Origin of the sequence: Thiohalocapsa halophila, assembly GCF_016583825.1 — a bacterium.
Lineage (GTDB): Bacteria > Pseudomonadota > Gammaproteobacteria > Chromatiales > Chromatiaceae > Thiohalocapsa > Thiohalocapsa halophila.
Window position 1 is genome coordinate 23,865 of the sequence record NZ_NRRV01000010.1, and the last position, 18,829, is coordinate 42,693.

At 68.3% G+C, this 18,829-nt stretch carries 21 protein-coding genes; 9 read left to right on the forward strand and 12 right to left on the reverse strand.

Annotated features, from left to right (window positions below; genetic code table 11):
- The first annotated feature begins 21 nt into the window (after positions 1-21).
- The 4 genes from CKO31_RS05905 (at position 22) to CKO31_RS05920 (ending at position 3,199) form a co-directional block, all read left to right on the forward strand.
- A complete protein-coding gene (locus tag CKO31_RS05905; RefSeq protein WP_200234934.1) occupies positions 22-1,290 on the forward strand; it encodes a multifunctional CCA addition/repair protein in 1,269 nt (422 codons plus the stop codon).
- A gap of 102 nt (positions 1,291-1,392) precedes the next feature.
- Complete coding sequence (locus CKO31_RS05910; protein ID WP_200234936.1) at positions 1,393-1,881, forward strand: PH domain-containing protein; 489 nt, start codon at positions 1,393-1,395, stop codon at positions 1,879-1,881.
- A gap of 1 nt (position 1,882) precedes the next feature.
- Entirely contained in the window at positions 1,883-2,800 is a 918-nt protein-coding gene (locus tag CKO31_RS05915) for an amino acid ABC transporter substrate-binding protein (protein WP_200234938.1), read from the forward strand.
- Positions 2,801-2,824: 24 nt separating this feature from the next.
- Positions 2,825-3,199, forward strand: coding sequence for a uracil-DNA glycosylase family protein (locus tag CKO31_RS05920; protein ID WP_200234940.1), 375 nt, complete (start codon positions 2,825-2,827; stop codon positions 3,197-3,199).
- A gap of 34 nt (positions 3,200-3,233) precedes the next feature.
- On the opposite strand, the gene CKO31_RS05925 is transcribed toward CKO31_RS05920, so the two are convergent.
- On the reverse strand, positions 3,234-4,766 hold the full coding sequence (locus CKO31_RS05925; RefSeq protein ID WP_200234942.1) for a peroxidase family protein: 1,533 nt from the start codon (positions 4,764-4,766) through the stop codon (positions 3,234-3,236).
- A gap of 231 nt (positions 4,767-4,997) precedes the next feature.
- Here CKO31_RS05925 and lptF point away from each other — a divergent pair, with 231 nt between their 5' ends.
- Positions 4,998-6,128 (forward strand): LPS export ABC transporter permease LptF, encoded by a 1,131-nt coding sequence (lptF, locus tag CKO31_RS05930; protein WP_242475183.1) that lies wholly within the window; start codon positions 4,998-5,000, stop codon positions 6,126-6,128.
- Positions 6,129-6,160: 32 nt separating this feature from the next.
- On the opposite strand, the gene CKO31_RS05935 is transcribed toward lptF, so the two are convergent.
- Complete coding sequence (locus tag CKO31_RS05935) at positions 6,161-6,454, reverse strand: hypothetical protein (RefSeq protein WP_200234944.1); 294 nt, start codon at positions 6,452-6,454, stop codon at positions 6,161-6,163.
- Between the two features lie 320 nt (positions 6,455-6,774).
- On the opposite strand from CKO31_RS05935, the gene CKO31_RS05940 reads away from it, so the two are divergent.
- The 3 genes from CKO31_RS05940 to CKO31_RS05950 all read left to right on the forward strand — a co-directional run bounded on the left by CKO31_RS05940 (position 6,775) and on the right by CKO31_RS05950 (position 10,449).
- Positions 6,775-7,749 (forward strand): MerR family transcriptional regulator, encoded by a 975-nt coding sequence (locus tag CKO31_RS05940; protein WP_200235085.1) that lies wholly within the window; start codon positions 6,775-6,777, stop codon positions 7,747-7,749.
- Between the two features lie 142 nt (positions 7,750-7,891).
- Positions 7,892-9,517: an imidazole glycerol phosphate synthase subunit HisF gene (gene hisF / locus CKO31_RS05945; protein WP_200234946.1), complete on the forward strand. Its 1,626-nt coding sequence runs from the start codon at positions 7,892-7,894 to the stop codon at positions 9,515-9,517.
- Positions 9,517-10,449 carry a COG3904 family protein gene (locus CKO31_RS05950; RefSeq protein WP_242475184.1) on the forward strand — a complete coding sequence of 311 codons (933 nt, stop codon included), beginning with the start codon at positions 9,517-9,519 and terminating at the stop codon, positions 10,447-10,449. The genes hisF and CKO31_RS05950 overlap by 1 nt, the downstream gene beginning before the upstream one ends.
- Before the next feature lie 148 nt (positions 10,450-10,597).
- Here CKO31_RS05950 and CKO31_RS05955 read toward each other — a convergent pair whose 3' ends face one another.
- The 4 genes from CKO31_RS05955 to CKO31_RS05970 form a co-directional block, all read right to left on the reverse strand.
- Complete coding sequence (locus CKO31_RS05955) at positions 10,598-11,566, reverse strand: GNAT family N-acetyltransferase (RefSeq protein ID WP_200234947.1); 969 nt, start codon at positions 11,564-11,566, stop codon at positions 10,598-10,600.
- Positions 11,567-11,691: 125 nt separating this feature from the next.
- Positions 11,692-12,051 carry a winged helix domain-containing protein gene (locus CKO31_RS27365; RefSeq protein WP_306341712.1) on the reverse strand — a complete coding sequence of 120 codons (360 nt, stop codon included), beginning with the start codon at positions 12,049-12,051 and terminating at the stop codon, positions 11,692-11,694.
- Positions 11,967-12,887, reverse strand: a complete 921-nt coding sequence (locus CKO31_RS05965; protein WP_200234951.1) for a cupin domain-containing protein — start codon at positions 12,885-12,887, stop codon at positions 11,967-11,969. Before CKO31_RS05965 ends, CKO31_RS27365 begins: the two co-directional genes overlap by 85 nt.
- A gap of 2 nt (positions 12,888-12,889) precedes the next feature.
- Complete coding sequence (locus CKO31_RS05970; protein ID WP_200234953.1) at positions 12,890-13,798, reverse strand: DMT family transporter; 909 nt, start codon at positions 13,796-13,798, stop codon at positions 12,890-12,892.
- 350 nt (positions 13,799-14,148) lie between these two features.
- Between CKO31_RS05970 and CKO31_RS05975 the strand changes: the two genes are divergently transcribed.
- Positions 14,149-14,754 carry an OmpA family protein gene (locus tag CKO31_RS05975; protein ID WP_200234955.1) on the forward strand — a complete coding sequence of 202 codons (606 nt, stop codon included), beginning with the start codon at positions 14,149-14,151 and terminating at the stop codon, positions 14,752-14,754.
- A gap of 704 nt (positions 14,755-15,458) precedes the next feature.
- Here the strand turns inward: CKO31_RS05975 and purB are convergent.
- The 6 genes from purB to CKO31_RS06005 all read right to left on the reverse strand — a co-directional run bounded on the left by purB (position 15,459) and on the right by CKO31_RS06005 (position 18,667).
- Positions 15,459-16,841, reverse strand: a complete 1,383-nt coding sequence (gene purB / locus CKO31_RS05980; RefSeq protein WP_200234957.1) for an adenylosuccinate lyase — start codon at positions 16,839-16,841, stop codon at positions 15,459-15,461.
- Positions 16,842-17,086: 245 nt separating this feature from the next.
- Entirely contained in the window at positions 17,087-17,302 is a 216-nt protein-coding gene (locus tag CKO31_RS05985; RefSeq protein WP_200234959.1) for a hypothetical protein, read from the reverse strand.
- Between the two features lie 4 nt (positions 17,303-17,306).
- Entirely contained in the window at positions 17,307-17,483 is a 177-nt protein-coding gene (locus CKO31_RS05990; RefSeq protein WP_200234961.1) for a hypothetical protein, read from the reverse strand.
- Between the two features lie 105 nt (positions 17,484-17,588).
- Positions 17,589-18,026: a hypothetical protein gene (locus CKO31_RS05995; RefSeq protein ID WP_200234963.1), complete on the reverse strand. Its 438-nt coding sequence runs from the start codon at positions 18,024-18,026 to the stop codon at positions 17,589-17,591.
- Between the two features lie 94 nt (positions 18,027-18,120).
- Positions 18,121-18,483 carry a type II toxin-antitoxin system PemK/MazF family toxin gene (locus CKO31_RS06000; RefSeq protein WP_200234965.1) on the reverse strand — a complete coding sequence of 121 codons (363 nt, stop codon included), beginning with the start codon at positions 18,481-18,483 and terminating at the stop codon, positions 18,121-18,123.
- Entirely contained in the window at positions 18,473-18,667 is a 195-nt protein-coding gene (locus tag CKO31_RS06005) for a hypothetical protein (protein ID WP_200234967.1), read from the reverse strand. The genes CKO31_RS06000 and CKO31_RS06005 overlap by 11 nt, the downstream gene beginning before the upstream one ends.
- Positions 18,668-18,829: the final 162 nt, after the last annotated feature.

Sequence of the window (18,829 nt, forward strand, 5' to 3'; positions counted from 1 at the left end):
GGGCGCCACGGAGCCCGGCGCGTGAGCGGCGCGGCCACCGACGGACTACAGATCTACCTGGTAGGCGGCGCCGTGCGCGATCGGCTGCTGTGCCTGCCCGTGGACGAGTCGGACTATGTGGTCGTCGGCGCCACACCCGACGAGATGCGCCGGCGCGGCTTCACGCAGGTGGGCAAGGATTTCCCCGTCTTTCTGCATCCGGACACCAAGGACGAATACGCCCTCGCGCGTACCGAGCGCAAGCGTGCACCCGGCTACCACGGCTTCGACGTCTATGCGGCACCCGAGGTGACCCTCGAGCAGGACCTGGCGCGGCGCGATCTCACCATCAATGCCCTTGCCGAGGACTGGGACGGTCGCATCATCGACCCCTTCGGCGGCGTCGCCGATCTCAAGGCACGGGTGCTGCGGCACGTTTCGCCGGCCTTCGCCGAGGACCCGGTGCGCATCCTGCGCGTCGCGCGCTTCGCGGCCCGCTTCGCCGAGCTCGGCTTCCGCGTCGCCGACGAGACCATGGCGCTGATGCGCGACATGGTGGCCGCCGGCGAGGTGGACGCCCTGGTCCCGGAGCGCGTCTGGCTGGAGATGGCCAAGGCGTTGTCGGAGTCGCGCCCGTCGCTGTTCTTCCGGGTGCTGCGCGAGTGCGGGGCCCTGGTCCGGCTGCTGGCGGAGCTGGATGCGCTCTGGGGCGTACCGCAGCCGGCGAGCTGGCATCCCGAGATCGACGCCGGCGAGCACGTCATGTTGGTGGTCGACACCGCCGCCAAGCTGTCGGATGCGGTCGAAGTACGCTTCGCCGCCCTCTGCCACGACCTCGGCAAGGCCGCGACGCCGCCGGCGCAGTGGCCGCGCCACCCTGGGCACGAAGCGCGCAGCGTGGAGGCGGTGGCACAGGTGTGCGCGCGTTTCCGCGTGCCGAAACGCTTCTGTGAGCTGGCGCGCCTCACCGCCCGTTACCACGGATTGGTGCACCGCGCCACGGAGCTGCGGCCGGCGACCCTGCTCGAGCTGTTCGAGGCCGTGGATCTGTTCCGGCGGCCGCGGCGCCTGGAGCAGATGCTGCTGGCCTGTGAGGCGGACTACCGCGGGCGCTCCGGCTTCGAGGAGCGCGCCTATCCCCAGGGCGAGCTGGTGCGCCGCTGTGCCCGGGCTGTGCGCCAGGTGAATGAGCGCGCCATCGCTGCGGCGGCTCAGGAGCCCCGGCGCATTCCCGATGACATCCGCCGTGCGCGGCTTCGGGCCATTGCCAGCGCTTGCCGGCGCCCGCGCGCTGGCAGCGAGGAGTCCTGACAGGCTTCGTGCGCTTCCAAGTCGCGCTGCGCGGACATGGATATTGGTATGATCGGCGCGCTTTTTTGCCTGGGGCTGCCGGCCTCTTAAAGGAGTCGTCCGATGTCCAAGCCTTTGTACGCAGCGAACCCGTCGGTCTGGCGGATGCACCCGTTCGGAACCTTCGTCGCCTGGTTGCTGGTGCTCGCGGGTGCCTACGTCGGCGTCACCGGCGACATCCCTTATGTGTCCGACCTGCTCGCCGGCGTGCAGCTGCCGGCCTGGCTGGATCTGCGCTATGTCGGTTACTTGCTCGCTGCCTGGGGGCTATTGCAGCTCATCGGGTGGTGGATCAGCGCCCGCTTCGATCATCTGGAGATCGGCGAGCAGGCGCTGGTGTGGACCCATGGCTTCCTGAACAAGCAGTACACGGAGACCAATATGGCCTCGGTGCGCACGGTGCGGGTCAAGCAATCCCTGCTCCAACGCCTGCTGAACGCCGGTGATCTGGTGATCTACACCACCGGCGACGACCCGGAGCTAACCATCAAGGGCCTGCCGCGCCCCGGTGACATCCGCGTTCTGATCAAGCAGCAAAGCGGGGGCGACTGAGATGGCAGGCCGCGCCGTCGGTGCCCGGCTGGCATCCCGGCTGGGGCGCCGGCCGAGTCGCCGGCTATGGTCCTGGCTGACGGCGCTCGCGCTGCTGCCGGCCGCCGCGGGCCTGCCCGCCGCCGCGGACACTGGCGCGCTGGACCGCATTCGGGCCGCTGGCACCATCACCATCGCCTACGACCCGAACGCCTATCCCATTTCCTTCAAGGACGCCGACGGCGCCCCGCGCGGCTACTCGGTGGATCTGTGCCGGCGCATTGTTGCCGGCGTCCAGGGTGCGCTCGAGCTGGACGCCCTGGAGGTTGCCTGGATCGAGGGCAACACCCCCAGGCGCGTCGCCGCCGTCGCCAATGGTGAGGCGGACCTGGAATGCGGCACGACCACCATGACGCTGGCCCGCCAGCGCCAGGTGGATTTCGCCAACGTCGTGTTCGTGGAGTCCGGCGGGATACTCACCAAGTCCGACAGCGGTATTCGCGCCCTGGCAGATCTGGGCGGCAAGACGCTCGGCGTGATTCCGGAGACGACCACCGAGCGACGCCTGCGCCCGGTGCTGGAGGAGCGGCTCATCAATGCCGCGCTGAAGCCCATCCGCGATGCCCGTGACGGCCGGGAGCGCCTGGAGGCCGGTGAGCTGGACGCCGTGGCCGGCGACCGCCTGGTGCTCATCGGGCAGGTGGCGGAGGCCGGTAATCCGCGGGACTTTGCCATCCTGGACGCGGACTTCTCCGTGGAGCCCTATGCCTTCGCCGTGCCGCGCGACGATGCGGACTTCCGCCTGGTGGTCAACACCGCACTGGCGCAGATCTATCGCACCGGCGAGGTGGATCGCATCTTCGAGCGCTGGTTCGGCGAGGATTCCGAGCCCACTGCCCTGCTGGAGACGGTGTATTTCATCTATGGGCTCGCCGATTGACCCCGGCGGTCACAGACGCGCGCAATGCCGGCATACGCCTTGCCGAGTCCCGGCTCGACGACGCGGGAGGAGATCACCAATTGCGCCCCCTGGTGGCGACGGGAGCTCCAGCTGGTCCGCCCGCGCCTGGTGATCCCGGTGGGCCGACTCGCCATTGCGCGCTTCCTGACGGTACCGCGTCTGGATGCCGTCGTCGGGCAGCGGCTGCAGATCACAGAGGAGGGCTTCGCGGCGGATGTCATTGCGCTGCCCCATCCGTCGGGGGCGTCCACCTGGCTCAAGACCGAGCCGGGTCGGACACTGCCGGCCCGGGCGCTGGCGCTCATCCATGAGCATCCGGCTTGGCGGGCGCTGCGAGCGATTCCCTTTTGCTATCCGTCGCTCCGGCGTCAAAGCTAAGCGGGCCTCCGCCGGCCGCCCCCCTCCGCTGCGGTCACTCGGACTGGTAGCCCTGCGGGTCGCCCAAATCACCGACGAAGCGCACCACATCCGCGAGCTCGAAGGGGTAGTAGTCCGGCTCGCTCACCAGGGCGCTCGGATCGAAGTGCTGCTGGTATTCGTCCGTCCACCAGCCCCAGCGCTCTTTGGACACGCAGGGGTCCGGGTGCCAGTCCGTGGCGTGCACGAAGCTGGTGCCGTCGCAATGCACCAGCATGCCCCCGAAGACTTCCAGCAGGATGGCCGACCCCACCGGCCCGAAGCGCTGGCAGTCATGCACCACTTCCGATTCGCGCAGGATGTAGTAAAACAGCGGCGTATCGGCGCCGAGCTTGGCGCCGTCGAGCCCGGCGGCGTTGAACAGATCCTCGAGGCCCAGGTCGAGATTGGGGTCGATGCAGCTGCCATAGTGCCCCGACAAGGTCTGGGCTGCCTGCTGCCCGCTCGGCAGGCGCATGACATTGCCGCGCATCAGGTTGCGGAAGCCGAGCGCCCTGTCGTTGGGGTTGCGGCTGTTGACCACGGGCAGCGGCATAGCCTGGATCTCGTCGGCGAGCTTGGGGTCCAGACCCTTGGCCATGCGCGGGCGGATGCAGCGATGTACGGGCAGCAGGTAACGCCAGTCCACCGCCAGCTCCTCCGGCAGGCCGTTGAAGCCGAGGGTGCCGAAGCGCTCATCGAAGAGCTCGATGTCGAGATTGGCAGCGTTCACCGCATAACGCGAGCGCACCATGGTATGGCCGACGCGGAAGGCGGCGACGGAAAACTCGACAGGCATGCGCAGCTTGCCGTGCGCGTCCGGTTGATAGAGATACGGGTACTTCTTCGGGTCGGCGGCGAGGATCTTCGGCACTGCGTGGGCATAGACGCAGGGGTCGCACAGGCGCTTGAGGAAATCGAACAGCACCAGCCACTGGTAGTGGTAGCGGGTCTGCTTCTGAGCCTCCTCGAAGCGCTCGAAGTGCTTGCTGCCCGTCTCCTGCACCACGCGCTCGGCCAGCAGCTTGTTGTGGAAGCGGTGGAAGAGCAGCTGCATCTGGGAGACGAAGATGTTCTCGTCGTTACGCGGGTCGCCGATGAGCGCCTGACCGGCCGGCGCCCGTGCCACGTCGAAGCCGTTCGGATGCACCGCGATGTGGCCGGGGCGATCGGCATCGTAAATGTGCGGGCTCGCCTCCGGGCCAAAGCCGTAGACGCAGTCCAGATCCAGGCTCGCCGAGCGGATGTTGGGCAGGGCATCCACGTCCACGGTGGCGGGATCGGCGCGCAGGCTGGATGTGGTGTCCAGGGTCACATCGTGGTCGATGAACTGCGCAAAGAAGATGTAACCGGCGGGAATAGGGCTGTCCGGCGAGGTGCCGTCGAAATCATGCATCAGCCCGCCGGGGCCGCCGATGGCGGCGGCCTCCTGCTCGGTGAGGGTGCCGCTGCCGGTAGCTGGCAGCAGACGGCCGAACTTGGATACCGCGACATGCTCGCAGCCGCTGGCCTTGGTCATGCCGTGGTGCATCACTGGGCAACCGCTCATGCTCGTTCTCCTGTCTGATTCGAGGACGTTGGTCTGGGTGCGCCGCCGCAGTGCCGTCGGCGGCGACGGGATCAGACTAGGGGACGGCCCAAGCCGCGAATATGGGCGGAATCCCAGTCGAGCAGTAGGAATTGGGCGGTCTTCTGCGCTGAAAAGGACGGTGCGCGCCGCCGGAAAAGGCGCCGCGGGCCGGCTGCACGGCATTGCGCAGGCCACCGCGCAGCGCGGACAATGCCCGCCGCATTCTGGGAAGCCGCGTCCATGTGGAGCATCGTCGACCGCTATTTCCTCACCGAGATCGTCAAGGTCTTCATGGCCATCATGGCGACGTTGCTGCTGGTGGTGGCGAGCATGCTCTTTCTGCGCACGCTGGAGCAGGTGAACGTCGGCAATCTGCAGGCGGGGCTCGTGCTGCAGTTCCTGGGCCTACAGCTGCTGCGGGACACGGCGACGCTGCTGGCGCCGGCGGCGTTTCTCGCAGTGCTGATGGCGCTCGGGCGCATGGCCCGCGACAGCGAGCTCATCGCCTTCACCGCGGGGGGGTTGAGGCCGTCGCGGGTGTTCCGGGCGGTGCTGTTGTTTGCCCTGCCGGTTGCGCTGTTGACCGCTTGGTTTGCGTTGGTGCTAAAGCCCTATGCGGCGGCGCAGATCCAGCTCATCGAGTCGCGCAAAGATGACGAGGCCACGCGCATCAGCGGCCTGCAAGCCGGGCGCTTCTATCAGCAAAGCGACGGCAGCGTGACCTTCTATGCGGCGGACATGGACAGCAGCAGCCGCTTCACCGGCGTGTTTGTGCAGGATCGGCGCAGTGATCCGCCGCGGGTGGTGCTCGCGGAGCGAGGCTACTATCGCGAGTCCGGGGTGGATGGTGAGCAAACAGTGGTGCTGGAGGAAGGCAGACGGTTCGACGGCAGGGCCGGCGACGCCGCCTACACCTTGATGGATTTCGCGCGGCTTACCTACTACGTCAGCGGCGCCAGCACGGCGCAGGCGGCGCGGTCGCGGCGGGCGGCGACGCCCACAGGCGAGCTGCTGGCCTCCGCGGACATCCGTGATCGCGCAGAGCTCGAGCATCGCCTGGCCGCCGCGGTGGGCGTCATCGCCCTAGTGATTCTCGCGGTCCCGTTGACGCAGCTGTCACCGCGGCGGGGCAGTGGCGGCCGGCTGCTGCTGGCCTTCCTGGCGTACTTCGCTTTCTTCAACGGCCAGCGCCTCGCCGAGGAGTGGATGACCGCCGGCGTCACGCCGCAGTGGCTGGGTCTCCTGTGGTATCAGGCAGTCATTGTGGCCGTTGTGTTCGGCGCGATCCTTCCCGGGAGTTATGCCTCACGTCGTTTGGTCTCGCGTCTGCGCGGGCGCTGAGCACCCGCGGCACAGACGTGCTGTCGGTGCACTCAGGCGGCGCGGGGTGTGGCATCCGCGACAGCAATCTCCAACAGCCTGGGCGGTGTTGTGGTGTCCGCCTGCTCGTCGGCCTCGCCAATCGCCAGCCGCAATGCGATCGCGAGGTCGAGCGCCTGGACGGCATCGGCGTTGGTGGTATCGCCCTGAGCGCAGAGCTCATCGACGATGCCGAGCACGCGATGCAGCAGTAGCGCAACACTCTCGGCGTTGTCGGTGGCGGGGTGCAGCGGCAGCTCTAAATCGAAGCCGGCGGCTGCGTGGGTTGCGAGCGTGTGCTGGGCCATGGTTGTCGCTCCTGTTCAGCATTGGGCCGTCGGCTAGAGCCGTCACGGCGGTCGTCGGTAATGCCGGCTCGCTGGGTTGCGGCGAGCTTGGGCGTGCTTCGCTCAGTAGGCTGTACAAAACTTGGACGTGCCCGATGCGCCTCCATCTCAGGACCAGGTTGGCGCGTCTCCAAGACGGTTTCGCTTAAGACGCGCCCAAGGCTGTTCATGTCTTGTCCAACCTTGCGCCAGACTTTAGGCGCCTGTTGCCCTATTGTCAATAAATTGTTCAGATATAACTTGGACAAAACATCAACGTGGGGAGTCTGCCTGTGACCGAGATGAACGAGCCCGAAGTCGGCCAGACCTATCGCATCGGCGCCGTGGCGCGGCTGACGGGGATCCCGCCGGACACCCTGCGCGTCTGGGAGCGGCGCTATGCCGTTGTCACGCCGGTGCGCTCGGAGGCGGGCACACGCCTCTATCGCGCCGAAGACGTGAGCCGGCTCAATCTGATCAAGCGACTGGTCGACAATGGCGATGCGATCAGCCACGTCGCGAGGCTCTCGCTGGAGCACCTGCGCCAGCGTGCCAAGGGGCTCGACAGTCCGCCGCCGGCGTCGCAGGAGGCGCGCCCCTGTCGCGTCGGTGTGCTGGGGCCGTCGCTGCCATTGCTCATCCAGGGCGAGCCCTCACGCGAGGCGGATGACGCGGACGCGCAGGTGCAATTCGCGGGTCTCTACACCGAGGAGTCGACGTTCCGCGACCAAGCCGGCGGCCTCGGCTTAGACTTGCTGGTGTTGGAGTTTCCGACCATCCACGACGACCAGCTGCGCCAGCTCGCCGATCTCGCCGCGCGCAGCGGCGCACCCCGCACCCTGGTGATTTACAACTACGCGAGCCGCGACGTGGTCAATCGCCTTGAGGCGCAGCATATGGTTGCCAAGCGGGCGCCGGTGGACGCGACGGAGCTGCGGCGCTGGTGCGTGGCCATGCATTCGACAGCCGGCGGCGGCTCGGCGGCACTGCTTGCGGACTTCGACCTCAGCGAGCCGCCGCCGGCGCGCCTCTACGACACCGCGGCGCTGTCGCGCATCGCCGCTGCCTCGCCGACGGTCAAGTGCGAATGTCCGCATCACCTCGTGCAGCTGGTCTCGAGCCTGGTGGCGTTCGAGACCTACTCGCGCGAGTGCGAGAACCGCAACGCCGACGATGCCGCCCTCCACGCCTTCCTGCATGCGGCCACCGCACAAGCTCGCGCCACCATGGAGGCGGCGCTGGCGCGGGTGGTGGAGGCCGAGGGGCTCGAGGTCTGAGGCGCCGGAGCATGGGTGCGGCCCGGTCCGTCTCACAGCACCGTCGGGCGGGTCGGGGCGCCGCGGCCGTCACGCGGCCCCGAAGGCGCGCTGACGGGCTGCTAAAATCGAGCGCCAGCGCTGACACCCGAGACCGGCCGCAATGATCTCTCTTCTCGACTATGGCGCAGGCAATGTCCGTAGCCTGCGCAACGCCGTCACCCGCCTCGGCTATGAGGTCACCGATGTTCGCACGCCGGATGACATCCTGGCCGCCGAGCGGCTGCTGTTTCCCGGCGTCGGCGCCTTTGGTGCCGCCATGGGGCGCCTGCGCGAGCTCGGCTTTGTCGAGCCCTTGCTGGACTATCTGCGGGCGGATCGCCCCTTCCTCGGTATCTGCATCGGGCTGCAGTGCCTGTTCGAAGGCAGCGACGAGTCGCCGGGGGTGCCCGGCCTCGGCCTCCTCGCCGGGCGCGTGGAGCGCTTTCCGGCGGCTGCGCTGTCGGTGCCGCACATGGGCTGGAATGGGCTGCGCGTGCATCGCGATGCCGAGCTCCTGGCCGGGCTGACGGCGGATCGCTTCTATTTCGTCCATTCCTACTGCGCCCGAGCGGGCACCGCCAATGCCGACTGGGTGCTGGCGGAAACCGATTATGGCGGGCCCTTCGTCTCCGCGGTGCAGCACGGGCAGGTAATTGCGCTGCAGTTCCATCCCGAGAAGAGCGGCCCGGCGGGACTCGAGCTACTCCAGCGTTTTCTGACCGGCACCGTGGCGGTGGCCCCGGGCTTTGCGCCGCGCATCCTCTCGGCGCCCGAGGACGCAAAGAAGCCGCATCCGTCGCTGCCGCCGACTCGGCTCGCCAAGCGTGTCATCGCCTGCCTGGACGTGCGCAACAACGATGCCGGCGACCTCGTGGTCACCAAGGGCGATCAGTACGACGTGCGCGAGCAGGGCGAGGTCCGCAACCTGGGTAAGCCGGTGGAGCTGGCGGCGCGCTACTACGCCGAAGGCGCCGACGAGATCACCTTCCTCAACATCACCGCCTTTCGCGATTTCCCGCTGCGCGACCAGCCTATGCTGGAAGTGCTGCGCCGCACCTCCGAGCAAGTCTTCGTGCCGCTCACCATCGGCGGTGGCATTCGCGCCTTCACTGACAGCGACGGGCATCGCTACACCGCCCTGGACGTCGCGGACGAGTATTTCCGCTCCGGCGCCGACAAGATCTCCATCGGCTCGGATGCGGTCTACACCGTGGAGCAGGTGCGCGCCGAGGGCGCCGACGGCAGCAGCGCCATCGAGCAGATCGCTGCCCGCTACGGCAATCAGGCGGTGGTGATCTCCGTCGATCCGAGGCGGGTCTATGTCAGCGCGCCGGAGGCGACACCCCGCCATGTCATCGAGACCGCTTTCCCCGGCCCGAACGGCGAACGTTTCTGCTGGTTTCAGTGCACCGTCAGCGGCGGCCGCGAAGGCCGCGACGTGGATGCCGTGGAGCTGGCCCGCACCTGCGCGGCACTCGGCGCCGGGGAGATCCTGCTGAACAGTATCGACCGGGATGGCTCCGGCCTCGGCTTCGATCTAGAGCTGATCGCCGCCGTGCGCGGCGCGGTGCACATCCCGGTGATCGCCTCCAGCGGTGCCGGCAAGCCCGGGCACTTCGTGGAAGTCTTCTCCGCAACCGACGCCGACGCCGCCCTCGCAGCGGGCATCTTCCATCGGCGCGAAGTCCCCATTGCGGCCGTGAAAACGGCACTGGCCGAGGCCGGCATGCCGGTACGGGTGGTTTGATGGCGAGCCGCATTCGGCAGCGTCCTGCGCTCCGCAACGCCCCGCGGCGTGCGCCTGTGCGGGCGCGCGGCGGTGTCGGCTTGGCTGCGCTGGCGTTGTCGGCGCTCATGCTGCTGGCAGGCTGCGCCGGCACCGCCCCGAGGACCCAGGGCCCCGACCCCGCGGCGCCTGCGGGCATGGAGCGCGACGAGCTGCTCACCACCATCGCCACCTGTCACCTGCGCCGGGTGGTGCAGAACGAAGACCGCGGCGCCACCGATGCGGTGGTCATCGCCGCTGTGGAGCGCTATGGCTTCGCGGTGGAAGACATGGTGGAGCGCGCCAACGCCCTCACCATGACCGCCGTCGACGACCCCGGTGCGCGCGCCTCCCTGCGGCGTCTGGCGCGGGATGCCTGCGAGCGCCTGGCTGCTCTCACCGGTACGGCATCGGGGCTGGTGCGCTTCGATGGCTCCGGCAACATCGGCAACACCTGGGTGGTGGTGACCGGCGAGATCCACGAGGGCTTCGCGGATGAGGTCATCGGCAAGCTCCGCCGCGAAAAAGCCGTGGGGCTTTTGATCTCCAGCCCCGGCGGCTCCTTGTACGAGGCCCGCAGGCTCGGGCGCTATCTGCGCGAGAACGGGCTACGGGTGGGCGTAAAGGATGTCTGCACCTCCGCTTGTGTGGACGTGCTCGCCGGCGGCACCGAGCGTTATGTGACCCGCGGCGCCAAGCTGGGCATTCACCAGAGCAAGGTGCCCAAGCACTTGAGCAGCCACGAGGGCGGGCAGTTGTCGGTGGTGGCGGCAGCCCTCTATCTGCGCGAGATGGGCATCGACGACACCGTAGCGCTGGCGGCGGCCTCCGTGCCCAACGACAGCATGTACTGGATCTCCGTCGCCGAGGCCCTGGAAACCGGGCTCGCCACCAAGTTGGTGGACGATATCTGACGACAGCAGGGCTCACGAGGGGCGCTGCGAGGGGCACTGCGAGGGGCCCTGCGAGGGGCTCAGGGCGTGGCGCGGGTTGGGCGCCACGCCTTGGCCGCCGCACCTTGGCCGAGTCTTGCTCGCGGCGGGACTCCGCGAGAGCCCGCGGTCACAGGTAGAGCCGCCGCAGGCCCGGATGCACGCCGCTTTGTTGCCAGAGCAGCTCGAAGCGCCGGCGCAGCCGCCGCGTCTGGCCGCCGTCGGCGAAATCCATCAGCAGGCTGTCGTGGGCTGCGGTCGGGCGCATGGTGTAGCCCATCTCATCCGCGAGCATACAGGGCTCGACGCCGTCGGCGAGCTCCTCGGGAATGCAGCGGATCTGGATGGCCGAGCTAAACCGCCGCGAGAGCTCGATGAGCCTGTGGCCGCGCTTGAGCGGCGCTTCGGCATCGGCCACCAGCACGCGCACCGGCACCCGCCCGCGCCGGAGGATTGCCAGGCGCATCATGGTGTCCAGCACCGGCGTCTGGTCGTACAGCCCTGGCTCCAGGTCCGGGCTGGTGATGAGAAGCTCGGTGCGGGCCTGGCCCGCCAGACTCGTGACCGCGCTGCACTGCGCATGCGGCGTGTCGAAACGCAGCACGCCGGCGCTGGCGCCGAGCCGGCGGCCGTGGAGCTCCACCGCCCGTATCCGCTCGGGGTCCGTGAACTGCATCCGTCGGTGGGGAATCCCGGCCTCTTCGAAGACGTCGCCCTCGGCCTCGAAGCCGAGGGCGGCGTAAAAGGGCAGGGCGCTCACCTGGGCGTTGAGGAAGAGCCGGGCGCGTCCCTCGGCCTCACTGATGCGCAACAGCTCCAGCAACAGCGCCCGGCCCACGCCTTGGCGCCGGTGCTCGGCCAGCACCGCCATGCGGCCGATCTGCCCCGAAGGCAGCAGCCGGGCGGTGCCGATGGCGGTGCCGTCGGCATCCTCGGCGAGCAAATGCAGGGCCTCCGTGTCCAGACCGTCCCATTCCAGCGTCTCGGGCACCTGTTGCTCGCGCACGAATACCTGCCGACGGATGGCCGTGAGACGCGCGGCGTCGGCACCCCAGTCGGCGCGGCGTATACGGAATTCAGGGCGTTGGTCGTCGGCCATGGCTCGCATGCTCTGTGGTGGAACGCCGGCTTCCCGGCTGGGAAGCCGGCATTGGCTGCTAGAAGATTCACCAGGGTGGGGACGCAACCCGGTCTGTGGAAGCGCTTGGGGCCTTGCGCGCCGGTTTAGTCGCCGACGCCCGGCGTCAGGAAATGGCCGGCGTTGAACAAATGGGTGAGCAAGTCGGCGCAGGGCGCCGCATCCAGCCAGGGCAGTACCGCCTCCGCCGTCAGCGCCGACCGCCGGCAAAGCGCCGCCAAAAAGTCGGCATGGCCGGCGGGCAGCGGGTGGCAGTCGCCGTTGGCGAACAGCAGATCCTCGGCGCCGGCGGTCATCGCGCGCAGGAACAGCAGTCGCGACGCGCCGTCGCGGAGCAGGCGGCCCTCCTCGCGCAGCAGCGCTACGACCTCCGCCCTCGGCCAGGGGGGTCCGGCGGCAGCAGGGCGATGTTCGGCTTCGGCTCCGTCAGGTAACAGCCCAGCCAGCGGCGGAAAAGACCCTCGTCCGCGCCGGCCAGGATTTGGTCGATGTGCGCGCGCATCGTCCCGGGCAGCGTCATCGGCAGCGCCGCCGGCTCATCCGGGGGAGCGGCAGACGGCGGGTCGCGCCAGCGCCCGTCACCGGTCAACGCATCCACGGCGTACTGGAGCCAGTCCGCGGCCAGCTCGCGCCAGGCGGGCGCCCGCAGACCCACGGACCAGGTCATGCAGGGCCCTTCGGCGATGCCCCAGTGCGGCACCCCCGGCGGCAGATAGAGCACGTCGCCCGGGCCCAGCAGCCAGTCTGCGTCCGGCTGGAAGTGCTTCAGGAGACGCAGATCCAGGTCAGGCACACAGTCGGCGGGCGGGCTCGGGCGGGTGTCGATGCGCCAGCGCCGCCAACCCTGGACCTGCACCAGGAATACGTCGTATTGATCCAGGTGGGGCCCCACTGAGCCGCCGTCTTCCGCCCAGCTCACCATGATGTCGTCGAGCCGCCATTCGGGCAGGAAGTCGAAGCAGGCGAGCAGCCCGGCCACCGCCGGCACGTGCTTGTCCACGTCCTGCACCAGGAGCGTCCAGTGGGTCTCGGGCAGTGCCGCGAAGACGGACTCGTCGAAGGGGCCATGGCTCACCTGCCAGGGCCGCTGTGCACCATGCTCTTGAACGATGCGCGCTTCCACCTCCGGCTCGCAGGCGAGTCCCGCCAGCTCGTCCGGCTCAATGGGAGAGCCGATGCCGGCGAAGGCGCCGGGGAGCAGCAGCGGGCGCCGTTGCCAGTAGTCCGCCAGGAAGCGGCTCGCGTCGAGGCCGGCGGGCCAGTGCAGGCGTCGCGGCAGCATGGTCAGCGCCTCGGCTCAGCTGCCGCCCTTGACGGCGCCGGCGGCTCGGCGCCCAGAGGTCGGGCCGGGCGCCGGGTGGCCTGGGCGGCGAGCACGGCGGCGGCGGCGATGAGCAGCGTACCCGTGATGGTGGCCAGCGTCAGCGGCTCGTCCCAGAGCAGCCAGCCGTAGGCGGCGCCGAAGACCACGGCCGAATAGCCGAACACGCCCATGCGCGAGGCCGGTGCCAGGGACAACCCCCGGGTTAGTGCCAGCTGCCCCAGGGTCGCCGCGACAGCGATGCCGACCAGGCCCGCCGCCGCCGGCAGCGATGGCGTCTGCCAGCTCCAGCTGAGCGGCACCGCGGAGATGCCCGTGGCGATGAGCGCGAAATAGAAAACGATCCGCGTCGGCGGCTCGCTGCGGGACAGACGGCGCACCGTGACCTTGGCCAGCGCCGCCAGGACACCCCCCATGAGGCCGATCAGTGCCACCGGCGAGACGCTGAAGCCGCCGGCGGCGAAGCTCGGGTCCAGGATCACGGCCACACCGGCAAAACCGATGCCGAGCGCCACCGCCAGCACCGGCGTCACCCGCTCGTGCAGCCAGAGCACGGCGATGACCGGCATGAAAATGGGCGCCGTCAGCTTCAGCAGCATGGCCTCCGCGAGCGGCATGGCGGCGATGGCGTAGAAAAAGCAGTACATGGCGGCAACACCAGCCCCCGCCCGCAGCAGATGCAGGCCCGGCACCGCGGTTGTCAGATTGCCCACACCGCGGCGCGCGAGCCAGGGCAGGAGCAGCGCCAGCCCCAGAACATTGCGGGCAAAGACGATCATGGTGTTGTCCAGCTCCGCGGACACCAGCCGGATACCGACGCCCATGCTCGCGAAGCACAGCTCGCCGAGGACGATGAAGGCCGCACCACGCATCAGGGATTGGGCTCGGTAAGGCATAGCAGCAGTAAAAGCCAAGGCTTTGTAGCGAAACAGCAACAGTTGCAAGGCGCGCAGGCATCATGGAAACGGCAGAAAGCCTAGGGTGCTAAATGGCTTACAGGAAAGACCCGAGCGCCTTGATGCAAGAAAACCGAAAAGTTGGAAAAAGTTGCGCGAATGCCGCTAACATTCGCTACACTAATGGAGCCGATCCCTGTACTTGCGCCCGGTGTGCGCGCCGCTGCAAGCACGCCTGTCAGCGGACGACGCGATGCAACAGGGGCCCTTGCAGCAGTACTCGCCACTGCCTATTTTGTCATCACGCAACATTTCGGGAGTCTAAGATGCGACATCTCACCACCCTGCGGACCCTGGCGCTGGCATTGCCGGCGGCAGCTGCGCTTAGCTTCAACGCCGTCGCCCAGGAGCCGGACGAGACCTATTGGTACGCCTCCGGCGATCCCACCGTGCCGGAAGGCCAGCTCTGGGCCACCAGCTACGGCGAGTGCTGGCAGTCCGCCGCACCCGACGGCCCCACCAACCTGCCGCCTTGTCAGGTGGCGGAGGTCCGGGACCCGCTGGTGCTGCGCCTGCAGTTCGCGCTCGACCGCTATGGCCTGGACGACATCCTGAACCCCAGCGCCCTCGCCAGGCTGGATGAGTATATCCAGGACCTCAAGGAAACCCCGCGTGACGAGCGCCTGGTCATCGGCGGCTTCACCGACAAGCTCGGCAGCTGGGAGCACAACCTGACCCTCAGCGAGAACCGCGCAAACACCATCCGCAACTACATGATCGATCAGGGCATCCCGCCGAGCGACATCGCCCGCGTCACCGGCTTCTCCTGGGACGTGCCCACCGAGTACAAAATCGGCGACCTGGGCCCGCTGGAGAACAACCCGCTGCGCCGCCGTGTCGTGGTGCGTGAGGTCCTGCCGGAAAACATGTAAGCCGTCCGCGGCCGGCGCATTCAACGCCGCCGGGCTGCTGGTCGATACAAGCCCGCTGCGCGCCGCGCAGCGGGCTTTTTTGCCCCTTGGGGCGCCGAGCTCCACTCGGCAACGCAACCCCTGCTCTGCCGACAGCGGACACAGCCCCCTGGGGGCGCCGAGTTCCACTCGGCAACGCGCAGCCCAGCCCAACGAGCCTGTTTTGCCGTCAACGCAGCCGGCGACCACCCCATGCACCCCCGAGGCCGGGGTCCCCAGGTTCAAGCCTGAAAGAGCAGTGGCTGAGTGCATCCTGCCGACCTGAAAGCGGGACCGGAACCCAGCCTTCCCGACGGCGCTCGGCTGACTGGGACCGCCGGCTTTCCAGCCGGCTCGGCGCCGCCGCGGCTCGATGCCGCGTCGGCGCCGTCCGGGCTGACACGCGGCCACAAGTCCAGTCCCCCGCCCAGCGGCACGGGCAATCGGCCTGCTCCAGCGCCGCAGATCGCGCGCCGGGGCATCGAGCCCCCGGCGCGCGAAGCCGGCTGAAAGCCGGCGCTCCCAGCCCGTGCCGGCTCGCTGCTGCCAGCCGCGTCTGCATGGATTGTCAGTGCAATTGCCGATCAATGCATTGCTTCGCTCCTGCCGAGGCTCTGCCTCGGCACGTCTCTGCGCGGCTCTGCCGCCCCGGGTGTGTGCCCGCGCCCTTGCGCGGGCCCGTCGGCTCACACCGCTCGGGCCTGCTCGGCGGCGTTGCCAATGTAGCGGGCAGGGGTCAGTGCCTTGAGCTCCGCCTTGGCGTGCTCGGGGATGTCCAAGGTCTCCACAAAGTCGGCGAGGGCGTCCGGGCCGATGCGCCGGCCGCGGGTGAGCTCCTTCAGCTTCTCGTAGGGCTGCTCGACCCCGTAGCGGCGCATGACGGTCTGGATGGGCTCGGCGAGAACCTCCCAGTTGGCGTCCAGGTCGGCGGTGAGGCGTGCCGGGTCCGCTTCCAGCTTGCCGATGCCCTTCTGCACGCTTTGCAGGGCGATGAGCGTATGGGCGAGTCCGACGCCGAGGTTGCGCAGCACCGTGGAGTCCGTCAGGTCCCGCTGCCAGCGGGACACGGGCAGCTTGGCGCCGAGATGGCCGAAGATGGCGTTGGCGATGCCGAGGTTGCCCTCGGCGTTCTCGAAGTCGATGGGGTTGACCTTGTGCGGCATGGTGGACGAGCCGACCTCGCCGGCGACGGTCTTCTGCTTGAAATACCCGAGCGAGATGTAGCCCCAGACGTCCCGGCAGAAGTCCAGCAGCACCGTGTTGAAGCGCGCCTGGGCGTCGAAGAGCTCGGCGAGGTAGTCGTGCGGCTCGATCTGCGTCGTGTAGGGGTTCCAGGTGAGGTCCAGGGATTCGACGAAACCCCTTGCCAGGGCTGGCCAGTCCACCTCCGGATAGGCGGCGAGGTGGGCGTTGTAATTGCCGATGGCGCCGTTGATCTTGCCGAGCAGGTGGACGCCGGCGACGGCATTGCGCTGGATACGCAGGCGATGCACGACATTGGCCATCTCCTTGCCCAGCGTCGTCGGCGAGGCCGGCTGGCCGTGGGTGCGCGAGAGCATGGGCTGCTCGGCGTACTTGTGGGCCAAGTCCCGGACGGCATCGATCACCGCGTCCATGGCCGGCAGCAGCGCGTCCTCGCGGGCGGCGCGCAGCATCAGCGCGTGGGCGAGGTTGTTGATGTCCTCGCTAGTGCAGGCGAAGTGGATGAATTCCGACACCGCCGCCAGCTCGGCGCTGTCGGCGATGCGCTCCTTCAGGAAGTATTCCACCGCCTTGACGTCGTGGTTGGTGGTGCGCTCGATGGCCTTGACGCGGGCGGCGTCGTCCACCGAAAAACCCTCCACGATGGCGTTCAAGCGCGCCTCGGCGGCGTCGGACAGCTCGGGCACCTCGGCAATGCCGGGATGTGCGGCCAGCGCCTGTAGCCAGCGCACCTCCACCAGCACCCGGTGGCGGATCAGGCCGTATTCGCTCGCGATCGGCCGCAGCGCCTCGGTCTTGGCGCCGTAGCGGCCGTCGATGGGGGAGATGGCGGTGAGGGTGGAGAGATCCAGGTCGATCGAGGGCATGGCGCAGGCGTGAGGATCGGTGGCGGCAGCACAAGCCGACAATGCTACAGGGAGCGCAACAGGTCTTCACGGCAGCCAGGCATCGAGATTGCGCCCGATCAGCCGCGGCAGCTGTCTACCGGCGCCGGAGTATCTCATCGTGGCGCCGAGCCTGGGCTCCGGCCAGAAACCCGTCCAAGCCGATCACCGTCGGCACCAGGCGCCCGCTCGGCCCCGTGCGCATCAGGACAATCTGCCGGTTGTGCTCATGCGCCGCGTGCTGGTCGCGCTTCGGATCGATGGGGCCACCGCCCCGGGCGCGGATGGCGCGCGCCAGCGCCGGCGAGGATCAGCAGCGCCAGCCCCTGGGTGCGGGCGGTGGTGTAATCGCCGAAAAAGGCCTTGATGTCGCGCTCCAGGCCGGGTTCCAGATGCTTGTAGGGCTTGCGCCGGCCGAACTGGTCCAGGGCGAAATAGACCAAGAGATCATCGCGCCGCGCCTCGGCCGAGCGCTCCAGGGTGGCCCTGATTGGCCAGCATCACCGACACCACCAGCAGCCCGCGGGCCAGCGACCAGGCCCGGGTCAGGGCCTCCAGGGGCTCGTCGACGTTCTCGATGACGTTGATGACGAGGCCGAGGTTGACGATATCCGCCCCGACCACTGGCTCATGTCGTTGCCCAGGGGCAGGAGCGCATGGTCCACGACGCGATAGCCGCGCTCGCGCACCAGCTGCTCCCACTGGCGCTTGTACCCAATGCGCCGCGGGTCATCGAACAACCCCGCCGACTCGCAGGCCGCCGTCAGCGCCGCCCAAGGCCTCCCGGCGCGGGTCATCCGCCGGCAGCGGGAGCTCCTTGCGGTGCAGGATGGGCGGATTCAGTGAATCCGCATAGGTGCGAAAGCCCAGGGTGCCGGCCGCCAGGTCCACCCGCCAACTCTGCGCAAGCGCTGGGAAGGGCTCATCGACGAAGCCCGGATAATGCAGCAGCGCCAGCTCCGCACCATCCGCATCGATACGCACCAGGTTGAAGTGCTCGCCCCGGCTGACGCCGGCGAGTTGCTCCGCCGCGGCAAGCTGCTCCGCAAGGGCGCCGTCGACGTCTCCGCCCGGCCCGGTGCGGAGCGTGTCGACATGGACATAGCGCTTACGCCCCACGGTCTTGCCGACGGCGCTCGGAGTCTGGTTATCGAGCCGGAGTTGCACGAGTCTGGCCGTTCTCGTCGTCTGGTGTCGCAGGTCGCGGCCTGCCACGGGGTGAGGTGGCGCGCGCCGATAGCGATGATGCCTTTGGACCGACCTATGTTTCTTTGTTCGACCCGCCCGCAGCTGTATCGATACCGACCCGTGAGCAAACCCCGCGCACCACTCGATCTGCGAACACGTCGCTTACAGACCCAAAAACCTTGCTTACTAGAAAAGCATTCAAGGTAATCACCCTATCGGTACGCACCCAACTCGTTGCGGGAAGCGCGCCGCTGCTGATGTCCTGATCCCGGATGGCGATGGCGTTGGTATGGTGCGGCCGCGACGTCACCGCGACCGCCAGGAAGTCGCCGTAGCCGTCGGGATCGGCCAACACCAGCACTGGTCGACGCTTTTCTGACGACAGGTCAGTGAATGGAAACGGCACAAGGACCAAATCACCGCGCCTATAGGTCATTCCAAACCTCATCTTCCGAGTTATCCCAGACGGCAGCGAGCGATGCCGCTTGGGCGGCCATCAGGTCCTGCCATTCCGCTCGCTCGGTCTTTTCCTTGAGATAACCGATAAAGACTAACACCTCACGCGCCTGGCTCTCAGGGAGTGTCTTGATCTGCTCGTATGCCAACTCTGCAACGCTCATGGGCAGGCCTCCACGGCTTGGCTCTAAGAAACTACCGGGCAACAGCGTCCGCGTCCATGCAAACAGTCGCCTCTTGGCTCCGAAGAATTGCGAAGATATCAGCCCTTCGGACCAACTCTTGCAATCGGTTCAGCAGTTGCCCGCGCAGCTCCGGCGACAGCC